The sequence below is a fragment of the Synechococcus sp. FACHB-909 genome, assembly GCF_014698945.1.
GTDB lineage: Bacteria > Cyanobacteriota > Cyanobacteriia > PCC-6307 > Cyanobiaceae > Cyanobium.
Map to the genome: position 1 here is coordinate 121,919 of NZ_JACJTY010000001.1, position 11,955 is coordinate 133,873.

General features: G+C 71.5%; 12 protein-coding genes. 3 read left to right on the plus strand and 9 right to left on the minus strand.

The genetic code is table 11. The annotated features are described in order from the left end of the window. Positions 1 to 29: 29 nt before the first annotated feature. Positions 30 to 1,073, minus strand: coding sequence for a formamidase (locus H6G99_RS00560; RefSeq protein ID WP_286190914.1), 1,044 nt, complete (start codon positions 1,071 to 1,073; stop codon positions 30 to 32). A 210-nt stretch (positions 1,074 to 1,283) separates the two neighbouring features. Here H6G99_RS00560 and H6G99_RS00565 point away from each other — a divergent pair, with 210 nt between their 5' ends. Then, a complete protein-coding gene (locus tag H6G99_RS00565) occupies positions 1,284 to 2,471 on the plus strand; it encodes an FAD/NAD(P)-binding protein (RefSeq protein ID WP_190609295.1) in 1,188 nt (395 codons plus the stop codon). A 66-nt stretch (positions 2,472 to 2,537) separates the two neighbouring features. Here the strand turns inward: H6G99_RS00565 and H6G99_RS00570 are convergent, their stop codons facing one another. Beyond that, the gene (locus H6G99_RS00570; protein ID WP_094585921.1) at positions 2,538 to 3,050 is read right to left on the minus strand and encodes a hypothetical protein; all 513 of its coding nucleotides are present in this window, start codon (positions 3,048 to 3,050) and stop codon (positions 2,538 to 2,540) included. A 369-nt stretch (positions 3,051 to 3,419) separates the two neighbouring features. Between H6G99_RS00570 and H6G99_RS00575 the strand changes: the two genes are divergently transcribed. Together H6G99_RS00575 and H6G99_RS00580 are read left to right on the plus strand one after the other, a co-directional pair. Beyond that, positions 3,420 to 4,667, plus strand: a complete 1,248-nt coding sequence (locus H6G99_RS00575; RefSeq protein WP_190609296.1) for an NAD(P)/FAD-dependent oxidoreductase — start codon at positions 3,420 to 3,422, stop codon at positions 4,665 to 4,667. Then, positions 4,664 to 6,856 carry a dihydrolipoyl dehydrogenase family protein gene (locus H6G99_RS00580; protein WP_190609297.1) on the plus strand — a complete coding sequence of 731 codons (2,193 nt, stop codon included), beginning with the start codon at positions 4,664 to 4,666 and terminating at the stop codon, positions 6,854 to 6,856. Before H6G99_RS00575 ends, H6G99_RS00580 begins: the two co-directional genes overlap by 4 nt. On the opposite strand, the gene H6G99_RS00585 is transcribed toward H6G99_RS00580, so the two are convergent. From H6G99_RS00585 to H6G99_RS00610, 7 genes are all read right to left on the minus strand, one after another. Further along, positions 6,818 to 7,390: a tryptophan-rich sensory protein gene (locus H6G99_RS00585; RefSeq protein ID WP_094585919.1), complete on the minus strand. Its 573-nt coding sequence runs from the start codon at positions 7,388 to 7,390 to the stop codon at positions 6,818 to 6,820. The two genes, H6G99_RS00580 and H6G99_RS00585, sit on opposite strands and share 39 nt — an antisense overlap. Beyond that, positions 7,387 to 7,761 carry a VOC family protein gene (locus H6G99_RS00590; protein WP_094585918.1) on the minus strand — a complete coding sequence of 125 codons (375 nt, stop codon included), beginning with the start codon at positions 7,759 to 7,761 and terminating at the stop codon, positions 7,387 to 7,389. The genes H6G99_RS00585 and H6G99_RS00590 overlap by 4 nt, the downstream gene beginning before the upstream one ends. A 47-nt stretch (positions 7,762 to 7,808) precedes the next feature. Further along, the gene (gene glmU, locus H6G99_RS00595) at positions 7,809 to 9,185 is read right to left on the minus strand and encodes a bifunctional UDP-N-acetylglucosamine diphosphorylase/glucosamine-1-phosphate N-acetyltransferase GlmU (protein WP_094585917.1); all 1,377 of its coding nucleotides are present in this window, start codon (positions 9,183 to 9,185) and stop codon (positions 7,809 to 7,811) included. A 29-nt stretch (positions 9,186 to 9,214) separates the two neighbouring features. After that, on the minus strand, positions 9,215 to 9,769 hold the full coding sequence (locus H6G99_RS16245; RefSeq protein WP_353617133.1) for an MnmC family methyltransferase: 555 nt from the start codon (positions 9,767 to 9,769) through the stop codon (positions 9,215 to 9,217). 75 nt (positions 9,770 to 9,844) lie between these two features. Then, complete coding sequence (locus tag H6G99_RS16250; RefSeq protein WP_286190915.1) at positions 9,845 to 10,084, minus strand: hypothetical protein; 240 nt, start codon at positions 10,082 to 10,084, stop codon at positions 9,845 to 9,847. Between the two features lie 31 nt (positions 10,085 to 10,115). Next, a complete protein-coding gene (aroA, locus tag H6G99_RS00605) occupies positions 10,116 to 11,462 on the minus strand; it encodes a 3-phosphoshikimate 1-carboxyvinyltransferase (RefSeq protein ID WP_502707654.1) in 1,347 nt (448 codons plus the stop codon). 81 nt (positions 11,463 to 11,543) lie between these two features. After that, positions 11,544 to 11,873 (minus strand): DUF2605 family protein, encoded by a 330-nt coding sequence (locus H6G99_RS00610; protein WP_190609298.1) that lies wholly within the window; start codon positions 11,871 to 11,873, stop codon positions 11,544 to 11,546. Between the last annotated feature and the right edge of the window lie 82 nt (positions 11,874 to 11,955).

The following is an 11,955-nucleotide window of genomic DNA, read 5'->3' on the forward strand; positions in this document are numbered from 1 at the left end:
CTCCTCCGCCATGGCCGACCGGGGCCGCGTCAGCCGGGCAGACCGGCCTGGCTGATGGGCCCCAGCTTGACGCCCTCCGGGTAGTACTTCCAGCCGTCCCGGATCCTGATTTTCTCGTCCCAGGGGAGCTTGTAGCAGCCGTTGGCCAGATCCCTGACCCAGGTGAGGTAGTTCTCCTTCTCCCCACCGGGTTTGCCCACATAGGCGCGGCAGCCCAGGTTGAAGATGTTGTTCTCCAGAGCCCAGTTCTCCCGTGCCTTGTCCACCAGGCGGGGGAACAGCTCGGCGGTGACGATCTCCCACGGGTTTCTGTGGCCCTGTTGCAGCACGTTGCCGTCGTAATTGCAGACGGTGCCTTCCCCGAAGTAGTAAAAGACGCCGTCATACCCGGCCAGATTGACCGAGATGGTGTACATCAGGTTCTGCCAGGCGTTGGTGCGGTTGGTCCAGATCCACTGGTCGTTGACCTGGGTGGAATAGCCGGAGATGCGGATGTAGACATTGGCCCCCTTGTAGGCGGCCTCCCGCGCCAGTTCGGGGAACATGCCGTCATGGCAGATGCAGACCGCCAGCCTGGAACCCTTGGGGCCCTCGCAGACCGGCATGCCGTAGTTGCCCGGCGACCAGGGTTCGATCGGCACCCAGGGCTGCAGTTTGCGGTAGTGCAGGGCAATCTCACCCTGGGAATTGATGATGATGGCCGTGTTGAAGGGCGGCAGGCTGGGGTCGTCGTTCTGCTCCATCAGCGAGAAGACCCCCCAGACGTCGTTGTTCCGGCAGGCCTCGCGGAAGCGGTCGATTTCGGGGGAGTCGATGCGCAGCAGCATCTCGTCGTAGGTCCAGATGGCGGTGTTCAGTCCCTGGGTGGAGTACTCAGGGAACACGACCAGGTCGAGATCGGGGTAGCCGGCCTTGGTGGTGGCGACCGCCTTGCAGATCTGATCCACCTGGGTCTGGATGTCCGCGGGGCTTTTGATCACGGGGACGGGGTACTGGATCATCGCCACGAGGAGAGCCTCTTCCCAGGCGCTGACGCTGCCGGTGCTGCCCATGAAGTCAAGAATGAAAGTCATTCTCATTCTTGAGGCCGCTTACGCACCGAAGCTGTCGCCTCGGCCACCGAATTCGCGCCTGTGCCCCTGCCTGACGCGCCGGGCGGGGCGTCACGGGGAGCAAGGGTGTGAGAATGGTTGTCATTCTGTGCCATCCCACCATTCCCCGTCACCGCCTGACCTCCCCGCCGGGGCCCCTGTCTCCGCTGGCGCGGGCCGCCCGCGACCGCCGTGGCTGAGCTGGTGGTCGCCGGGTCCGGTCCCCAGGCCCTCACCCTCTGCTGTCTGCTGCTGCAGAAGCGGCCCCAGTGGCGCCGACGGCTGCGGGTGCTCGACCCCAGTGGCACCTGGCTGGAGCGCTGGAACACCCAGATGCGCCGCTACGAGATTCCATGGCTGCGCTCCCCCTCCCCCCACCATCCCCATCCCAATCCCCACGCCCTGCGCCGTTTCGCCCAGGAGCGCCAGCGCGGGGCTGAGCTTGAGGGTCCCTACGGCCTTCCCCACACGGAGCTGTTCGCCGATTTCTGCCGCAGCGTCGTGGCCGACTTCCAGCTGGCTGACCGGGTGCAGGCCGTGGCGGTCGAGCGGATCCGGCTCGCTCCCGGCGGGGACGACGCCCTGGAGCTGGATCTGAGCGATGGTTCGGTTCTGGCCCCCCAGCGGCTGGTCATCGCCACAGGGGCCGAGGCGCCGGTGCTGCCGGACTGGGTCAGGGCCATCGAGGGCCCCTACCCGGCGGAGGCCCTGCAGCACAGCCAGAGCCTCGACCTCGGCGCCTGCCGGGGTCTGGCGGGCCAGCATCTGGTGATCGTCGGCGGCGGCCTGACCAGCGCCCATCTGGCCCTGGGGGCCATCCGGCGGGGCGCCCGGGTCAGCCTGTTCTGCCGGAGGATGCTGCGCCGCAAGCCCTTCGATGCCGACCCGGGCTGGCTGGGGCCCCGGTATCTCAAGGACTTCCGGGCGGAACCCTGCTGGCACCGCCGCCGTCAGCAGGTTCTGGCGGCCCGCGACGGCGGCTCGATCACCCCCGAGCTGGCCTGCCGGCTGCAACAGGCGCAGGCCGCCGGAGCGCTGCAGCTGAACGAGGGCTGTCAGATCGCCTCGGCCCGTTGGCGCCAGGGCCAGTGGCAACTGCACTGCCGCGATGGCAGCCAGCACCGGGCCGACCGCCTCTGGCTGGCCACCGGCCACAGCCTGGGGGTGAGCCACCACCCGTTGCTGCGCCAGCTGCAGCAACAGCGTCCCCTGGCGCTGGTCGAGGACTGGCCCGTGCTCAGCGGCGACCTGCGCTGGCCCGGTACCCGGGTGCACGTGATGGGGGGACTCTCCGCGCTGCAGCTGGGACCCGCGGCCCGCAACCTGTTCGGGGGGCGGGAAGCGGCGCACCGCATCTGCCGCGCCGCCCTCAAGTCCTGAACAGGCCGTACCCCGGGCCCCCCTTGCAGGGGAACCGGGGCAGAGAGCCGTGGGACCGCCGGGGTCCTAGTTGGCGCAGGCTTGCGACAGGGAGTGGATGGTCTGGACCTGGCCGGGGGCCAGGGCGAAGGTCAGGTCACCGGCGGAGCTGGGCACGGTGATCCGCATCGCCATGCCGTCGGCAGGGATCGGATCGAGGCAGCCGGCGTCGTACTGGGAGGAGCCCACCGGGATGGCCCCGTTGGCGGCGCCCAGAAGTTCCTGGCTGCGGTTGTCGAGGCTCCAGGCCTGCTGGCCGCCGTCGCTCATCACCATGGGACGGACATGATCCAGCTTCAGCCCGGCCGTTTCCGCGTTCAGCCGCAGCCGCAGACCGGAGGGTGCGTTGATGTCCGAGCGCTCGAACAGGACGGCCCCCAGCTGGTGCCCCGAGCCGTCATCCAGATACCAGTTGCCCGTGTCATCGGCAAGGGCGGAAGCTGGGTTGAAGACGGGGGCGAGAAAAAGAAGCCCGGCCGCAACGATCCATGCCGTTCCGATACTGAAAAAGCGATGCAGATGTCGACGTAAATTCTGCATCGTGACGATAAAGTGTGTCTTCAATGTCCTGTCCTTCTCGTTTGAGCCTGTTCAACCTATGCACCTGAAATGATCCGGTGAAGACGGAAACCATCCCCTGACATCTCCAGCAGGAGCGCTACCTTCTCTCCTCATTATTACGCGCCTCATATCCATCTCTTTCCAGTCCCTCATTGCCCCGGCTCCACGGAGCGGCAGCCCCCGACCGTCCCGGCACCCGGGCGGCAACCCTCCGGCCGGGGCCACAGCCAGAGGCAGGTCGCCCGGGAGACGTCTCTTGCCGCCCGCCTTCAGGCCCGGGCCCTCGATAGCCTGAGCTCCGGTTGATCCGCTCCCGGTGACGCCTGCGCCCCTTGCCGGAACGACCTGATGGGAGCCCAGAGGATCCTGGTGCTCGGAGGTGGCTTTGCCGGGCTCTGGAGTGCCCTGGCCGCCGCCCGCCAGCTCGATCAGCTCGGCCTCGGCCCCGACGCCGTTGAGGTGCTGCTCGTCAACCGCGACGCCTTCCACGCCATCCGCGTGCGCAACTACGAACCCGATCTGGCGCCCCTGAGGGTGCCTCTGGAGACGGTGCTCGCGCCCGCCGGCGTCCGCTGGCTGGTGGGGGAGGTCGGCGACATCGATCCGACGGGCCGGACGGTGGCCGTGCACACCGCGGCCGGTCCGCAGGTGCTGGCCTACGACCGGCTGGTCTTCGCCCTCGGCAGTGAGCTGCGCCGGCCCCGGGTCCCCGGCCTGGCCACCCATGGCTTCGATGTCGACACCTACGGCGGCGCCTCCCGGCTGGCGGGGCACCTGGAGGCCCTGACGGAGCACTCCGACGGCCCCGGTCGGTTCACGGCCGTGGTGGTGGGCGCGGGTCTGACGGGGATCGAGGCCGCCTGCGAGCTGCCGGCCCGGCTCCAGGCCGTCCGGGAGCGTGCCGGTCTGGCGGGGCCGGGGCGGGTGGTGCTGGTGGACCACAACCCCCGGGTGGGCTCCGACATGGGGGATGGGGCGCGGCCCGTGATCGAGGAGGCCCTGGCGGCCCTGGGGGTGGGGTGCCGCCTCGGTGTGCGGGTGGTTTTCCTGGATGGCAGCGAGATCCGCTTCGACTCCGGTGAGGCCATCGCCACCCGGACGGTGGTCTGGTGTGCCGGGATGCGTGCCAGTCCGCTCACCGCCGTCTGTGGTGTGCCCACCGATGCCCTTGGCCGGCTGCCGGTCGATGCCGATCTGCGGGTCGAGGGGCTGAGCGGTGTGTTCGCCGCCGGCGACAGCGCACGCCTCGCCCTGGAGGACGGCCACACCACGGTCATGTCCTGTCAGCACGGCCGTCCCATGGGCCGGTTCGCCGGCCACAACGCGGTCTGCGATCTGCTGGGGCTGCCGCTGTTGCCGCTGCGGATCGACTGGTACACCACCATCCTCGATCTGGGTCCCTGGGGGGCCCTGTACACCGAAGGCTGGGAGCGCCGGGTCGTCGCGACAGGGGAGGCGGCGAAGCGCACCAAGCGGCTGATCAACGGCCAGCGCATCTATCCCCCCCTGAACGGCGACCGGGCCGCGATCCTGGCCGCCGCGGCGCCGGTGATCCAGCGCCCACCACCGTTAGAGCCCCAAGAGGGCCAGCCATGAGCTCCCCAGCCAAGGAGAAGCCCACCGGCGCACCCATAGGGCGCCTCCTGGCGATCGCCCTGTTGCTGGCTGGGGTGGGCTTCTTCTTCAGCCAGGGCTGGCAGCACCGGCTGGATCTCGCCGCGCTGCAGGCCTCCCGCGAGCAGCTGCTGGCCTGGCGTCAGGCCGCTCCGCTGGCCAGCGCCGTCGCCTTCGTGGCCGTCTACGTGCTGGTGACGGGGCTGTCCCTGCCCGGCGCCACCGTGCTCACCCTGGCGGGGGGCGCCATCTTCGGCCTGCTCCAGGGCACGGTGCTGGTGTCGATCGGCTCCACCCTGGGGGCCACGGCGGCCTGCCTGCTGGCCCGCACCCTGCTGCGGGAGCCGGTGCGGCGCCGGTTCGGCCAGCGCCTGGGGCCGATCGAGGAGGGCGTCCGCCGCGACGGCACCGCCTACCTGCTCAGCCTGCGGCTGGTGCCGGTGGTTCCCTTTGTGCTCGTCAATCTGCTGATGGGCCTCACCCCCATGCCCCTGCTGCCCTTCGCGCTCGTCTCCCAGCTGGGCATGCTGCCGGCCACCCTCGTGTACGTGAATGCCGGCACCCAGCTGGGCCAACTCACGAGCCTGAGCGGCCTCCTCTCGCCGGCCCTGCTGGCCTCCTTCGCCCTGCTGGGACTGCTGCCCTGGATCGTGAAGCTGCTGCTGGGCCGCTGGCGTCTCTGGCGCCTCTACAGCCCCTGGCCCCGCCCCCGCCGGTTCGACCGCAACCTGATCGTGATCGGTGCCGGGGCGGCGGGCCTGGTCACCGCCTACATCGCCGCCACCGTGCGGGCGAAGGTGACCCTGGTGGAGCGGGACCGCATGGGCGGGGACTGCCTCAACACCGGCTGCGTGCCCAGCAAGGCCCTGATCAGCTCCGCCCGCCTCGCCGCCCGCCTGCGCCACGCCGACCGCTATGGCCTGACCCCCCAGGAGCCCCGGGTGGAGCTGCACCGGGTGCTGGAGCGGGTGCGCCAGAAGGTGGCGGCCGTCGCCCCCCACGACAGCGTCGAGCGCTACACCGCCCTCGGGGTGGACGTGCGCCTTGGCCAGGCCCGCCTGATCAGCCCCTGGGCGGTGGCGATCACCGCCGCCGATGGCAGCGAGACCGTGCTCACGGCCCGCGCCATCGTGCTGGCCACCGGCGCCGCGCCGGTGATCCCGGCCCTGCCCGGCATCGACACGGTGCGGGTGCTCACCAGCGAGACCCTCTGGGACGCCCTGGCCGGGCACCCCTCCCCGAAACCCAGCCTGGTGGTGCTGGGGGGCGGCCCGGTGGGCTGCGAACTGGCCCAGGCCCTGGCCCAGCTGGGCCTGCCGGTGACCCTGCTGCAGCGCAACGACCGCCTGCTGCCCCGGGAGGATCCCGAGGTGGGGGCGCTGCTGCGCGAGGTGCTGGAGCGAGACGGCGTGCGGGTCCACACCGGTTGCCGGGTGGAGCGGGTGGGGCCCGGCGCCTCCGGTGGCGTGCAGGTGCAGGTGGCAGTGGGCGGCGCCTCCCTGCTGCTCGAGGCGGACGAGCTGCTCTGCGCCGTGGGCCGCGAGGCCCGGCTGGAGGGCCACGGCCTCGAGGCCCTGGGCATCCCCACTGGCCGCACCATCGACACCGACGCCTATCTCCAGACCCTGTACCCCAACATCCATGCCGCCGGCGACGCCGCCGGTCCCTGGCAGTTCACCCACACGGCGGCCCATCAGGCCTGGTATGCGGCCGTGAACGGGTTGTTCGATCCGGTGCGCTTCGCCGTCGACGGCCGCGTCATCCCGCGCACCACCTTCACCGACCCGGAGGTGGCCCGGGTGGGGCTGAGCGAAGACGAGGCCACCGCCCAGGGCGTGGCCTTCGAGGTCACCCGATTCCCCCTGGCCGAGCTGGATCGGGCCATCGTCGAATCGGCCGAGACCGGCTTCGTGAAAGTGCTCACGGTTCCCGGCCGGGACCGGATCCTGGGGGTGACGATCGTGGCCGAGCAGGCCGGGGAGCTGCTGGCCGAATTCGTGCTGGCGATGCGTTGGAACCTGGGCCTGGGCAAGGTGCTGGGCACGATGCACGCCTATCCCACCCTGGCCGAAGCCAACAAGTACGTCGCCGGAAGCTGGAAGAAGGCCCATGCCCCCCAGCGCACCCTGGCCCTACTGGAGCGCTTCCACACCTGGCGCCGGGGCGGCTGACAGGAACGGGTCGGGGTTGTGCAGGGCCACGCTCACCGCCACGGCACTGGCCAGCAGCAGCCACAGCAGCCGCAGGCCGATCAGTCCGGCGGCGGGGCGATCCAGGCTGGCCGCCGCCGCCACGCTCACCACCGCCACCAGCAGGCCCGCCACCGTGTCCGCGGCCGCCAGCACCGGGCTGTGCAGCCAGAAGAAGAACGTGGTGAACACGGCGAACAGCAGCCAGCCCACCGCTTCCGAGACCAGCACCAGCCCCCGGCGCCGGCCGGCCGTGTCCCCCTGGAGCCGGCCGGCACCGTCCTCCGGATGGAGGTTGGCCACCCGCGCCAGGGCCACCAGGGAGGTGATGTTCAGCACCAGCCACAGGGGCGCGAACAGCCAGTCGGGCGGGGCGTAGGGGGGCAGGCGGAAGCTGGTGTAGAAGGCGGCGTCACCCAGCACGCCCGCTGGCCAGAAACTGACGGCATTGGCGGCCAACAGGATCGCGGCGCCGTGCCACCAGCGGAAGCGTGGTGCCGGGGCCGAGGCGCTCACGCCTGGGAGTGGAGCCCGATCGTGTTGCCTTCGGTGTCGAGCACCAGGCTCATGAAGCCGTAGGCGCCGATCGACATCTTCGGCTTGATCACGGTGCCGCCGGCGCCCGCCACCCGGCTCTCCTCCACGGCGCAGTCGTCGCAGTGGAAATAGATCAAGGTGCCACCACCACCGCCCGGGGCCATGCCCTCCATCTTGGCCAGGGCCCCGCCGGCCCCCACCTTGTCGTCCTGCATCGGGAAGGCGTAGTACTCCATGCCCGTATCACCCATGGATTCCAGGGTGACCTCGAACACGGCTTCGTAGAAGGCCCGGGCCCGGGCCATGTCGTCGACGTAGAGCTCGAACCAGATGACGGGGTTGACGGCCATGGCTGCGAGGTGATTCTGGGGCCAAGATTAGGCCTGAAATTTTCGATTCAGCCCGCCACGCCCTGCTGCTGGCGCGGCGCCAGCGGGGTCCAGTTCTCCTTCACCAGCTGGCGGGCCCGGCCAAGGGCCAGGGCCCCGGCGGGCACGTCCTTGGTGAGGGTGGAGCCGGCCCCCACCGTCACCCCCGCCCCGAGGGTGATCGGCGCCACCAGCACCGAATTGGCCCCGGTCTTGCTGCCGCTGCCGATCACGGTGCGGTGCTTGCGCACCCCGTCGAAGTTGGCGGTGATCGTGCCGGCCCCGATATTCACTTCGGTGCCCAGGTCGGCATCGCCCAGGTAGCTGAGGTGGTTGGCCTTGCAGCCCTCCCCCAGCCGGCTGTTCTTCACCTCCACGAAGTTGCCGATGCGGCAGTCGGCGCCCAGGTGGCTGCCGGCCCGCAGCTGGGCGAAGGGGCCGATCGCGCAGCCGGGTTCCACGTGGCTGTCGCGCAGCACCGAATGGATCACCTCCACCCCGGAGCCCAGCTGGCTGTTCTCGATCAGGCAGCCGGGGCCGATGCGGCAGCCGTCGCCGATGCTGCTGGCCCCACGGAAGTGGCACTGGGGCTCCACCAGCACGTCGCGGCCGAAGCGGGTGTGCTCGGACAGGGTGCAGCTGGCGGGATCGGTGAAGCTCACCCCCTCCGCCATCCAGTGGCGGCGCAGCCGGTCCTGCAGCGCCGCCTCGCAGTGGGCCAGCTGCTGGCGGTCGTTGATGCCGGCCACCTCGTCCGGGTCACCCACCTCCATGTGCATGGCTGGCCGCAGCAGGGCCACGGTGTCCGTGAGATAGAGCTCGCCCTGGTCGTTGTCGGTGCTCAGGCTGGGCAGCACGGTGGCCAGCCGGGCCCAGTCGAAGCAGTAGATCCCCGCATTGGTGAGGGTGTTGGCGAGCTGCTCGGCATTGCAGTCGCGATGCTCCACGATGCCGCTCACCTGGCCCGCCGCGTCGGCGAAGACCCGGCCGTAGCCGCTGGGGTCCGCCAGCCGGGCGGTGAGCAGGGTCACGGCGGCGCCACTGGTCCGGTGGGTGGAGAGCAGGGATTCCAGGGTCTCCGGCCGCAGCAGCGGCACGTCGCCGTTGAGCACCAGCAGCTCGCCCTCGAAGCCTTCCAGTGGCCCGAGCAGCTGCTGCACCGCATGGCCTGTGCCGTTCTGGGGCTGTTGCAGCACGAACTCCAGGCCCTCGATGCCGGCGAGGGTGCGCTCCACCCGATCGGCCTGGTGCCCCACCACCAGCAGCTGGCGGTCGGGGGCGAGCCGGTGGCAGCTGCCCAGCACCCGCTCCACCAGGGTGGCGCCGGCCAGGGGCTGGAGCACCTTCGGCAGGGCACTCTTCATGCGGGTCCCTTTCCCGGCGGCCAGAACGGCAACGGCGAGCATCGGCGGCGGCGGGGTGACTGCGCCGGAATCTACCGGTGCCCTTCGGCGTGGCCCAGTCCGCCGGGGCCCTGGCGTCGCGGCAGCCGGGCCGGAGGGGCGTCGCTCCGCTCCTGCTCCCGGCGGCGCCGCTCCAGGATCGCGGCGGCGGTGTCGGTGGTGGTGGGGTCCCGGTAGGGCACGCCGGCGCGGCTGGCCAGGTGCTCCCGTTCGAACGGCTCCAGGGGGCGCAGGGATGGATGGGCGGGGACGGGTGTGAAGCTGGCCGCAGTCCCGGCGCTCCAGCGCTCCGGCTCGTCGGCGGCTGGCCGGATCGCCCGCAGCTCCAGGCCCAGATCTTGCAGAGTGCGGCGCACCGCCGCCGCGGAGCTGTAGGTGAGCAGCCGGCCGTCGGGCCGCAGCAGCCGCACCAGCTTCTCGAGAAATTCCAGGCTCCAGAGCTGCGGGCAGCGCTGGGGGGAGAAGGCATCCAGCAGCACCAGGTCGCAGCGACCGGCCAGCGTTCCCAGCAGCTCCGGCAGCCGGTGGCGGGCATCGCCAAGCCGCAGCCGATCGCCGCCGCTGAGCTCCTCCAGCCGGCCGATCACCGCGGCGGGCCACTGGCCCCGGAAGCCGGCGTCCGCCAGGGCCAGGGCCAGGGGCCGCTGGTCCAGCTCCAGGCCCTACCAGTCCAGTTCCAGGCCGGCGGCGGTGGCGGCGGCGAGCAGGGCGGCGGTGTTGGTGCCGGTGCCGACGGCCACCTCCGCCACCACCAGCTCCCGGCCCGGGGCGAAGCGCTCCAGCGCCGCCGGGACCACGAACTTCTCGTTGGCCTCGCGCCAGGCGCCGGCGGCACTGTGGAAGCCCTCGTCGCAGCCGCGGCTGTAGAGACTGAAGCTGCCGTCACGCCCCCGCCGGGGCAACAGCGCGGGCCCCGGTTCTGGCTCTGTCGTCTCAGTGCCGCAGGCGGGCCAGGTCATCCCAGAAGCCGGGGTAGGAGACGGCGGCCGCCTCCGCCCGCCCCAGGCGGGTGTCGCCCCGGGCCACCAGGGAGGCCACTGCCAGGCTCATCGCCACCCGGTGATCCGTCTCGCTGTCCACCTCCGCCCCGTGCAGCGGCGTGGGGCCTTCGATGCTGAGGCCATCGGCGTGCTCCTCGAGCCGGGCCCCCATCGCCGTCAGCTGGCGGGCCATCACCGCCAGGCGGTCGGTCTCCTTCACCCGCAGTTCCGCCGCGCCGCTGATGCGGCTCACCCCTTCGGCACAGCAGGCCGCCACCGCCAGCACGGGGATCTCATCCACCAGGCGGGGGATCATCGGCTCTTCGATGCGGAAGGCCCGCAGCGGACCGTGCTGGACGTGGAGATCCCCCACCGGCTCGCCGGCCACGTCACGGCTGTTGAGCACCGTGATCCGGGCGCCCATCTCGGCCAGCACATCGAGAATGCCGGTGCGGCTGGGGTTGAGCCCCACGTTCTCGACCGTGAGCTCGGCCCCCGGGGTGATCGCCGCCGCCACCAGCCAGAACGCGGCGGAGCTGATGTCGCCGGGCACCACCACGGTCTGGCCCCGCAAGGAGGGTCCGGGTCGCACGGTGATGAACCGTCCCCCGTCGCCATCCACCTCCAGGTCGGCGCCGAAGGCCCGCAGCATCCGCTCGCTGTGGTCGCGGGTGGGGGCCGGCTCGATCACGGTGGTGGGCCCGTTCGCCGTCAGGGCGGCCAGCAGCAGGGCGCTCTTGACCTGGGCCGAGGCCACCGGCGTGCCGATGACGCTGCCGTGCAGGGTCTGCCCCAGCACCGCCAGGGGGGCCAGGTTGCCGTCCTCGCGCCCCTGGATCCGGGCGCCCATCTGGGCCAGGGGGGCTCCCACCCGGCGCATCGGCCTCGAGCGCAGGGAGGCATCGCCTGTGAGCACGAAGTGGCGCCCCGCCCGGCCGGCCAGCAACCCCAGCATCAGCCGCATGGTGGTGCCGGAATTGCCGCAGTCGAGCACGTCGGCGGGCTCCCGCAGCCCGTCCAGGCCCACCCCCTCGACGGTCACCACCTGGCCGTCAGCGATGGGCGAGACCGTGACGCCCATGGTCCGCAGGCAGGCGGCGGTGCTCAGGGGGTCCTCGGCGGGCAGCAGCCCCTCGATGCGGGTGGTGCCCTCGGCGATGGCCCCGAACAGGAGCGAGCGGTGGGAGATCGATTTGTCGCCGGGCACCGTCACGTGGCCCCGCAGGCTGCCGCCGGCGCTCAGCAGCAGTTGCTCCGGCAACGCGGCTGCGCTGACATCGACGCTCACGGAGGAGGACAACAGCGGAGGCGCCAACTGGAGCGATCCTATGGAGCGGCCGGTTCAGGGCCCACGGCCAGGGTCCTCAGCCAGGGCCCTCAGTCAGGGGCGGATGCCGACAGCCCGCAGCCTGGCCGACAGGCTCCAGACCTCGACCACCAGCCGGTGCCAGGGGGTGATCGTGTCCATGGCCAGGCCCATGGGGCTGGGGGCGGCGGCCCGCAGGGCCCGCGCCGCCGCCAGGGACCGGCGCGCTTCGTCGAGCCGCACCCGCAGCTGGTGCTGGTCGGCCAGGGACAGCACCGTCTCCGGGCAGTGGTCGAGCAGCAGAAGGCCGCGATCGAAGGACTCGGCGTAGTCCTGCAGCAGCGGCACCAGGATCTCCTCCAGCAGGGGGCCGGTGGGATCAGGGAGGGAGGGGGCGGGAGCCATCGCTCCAGCCTAGGAATCCCCTCCCCGACCGTTCGGGTGCGGATCACCAGCCCCCGGGCAAGGCCGTGGAACGATGGGGCCC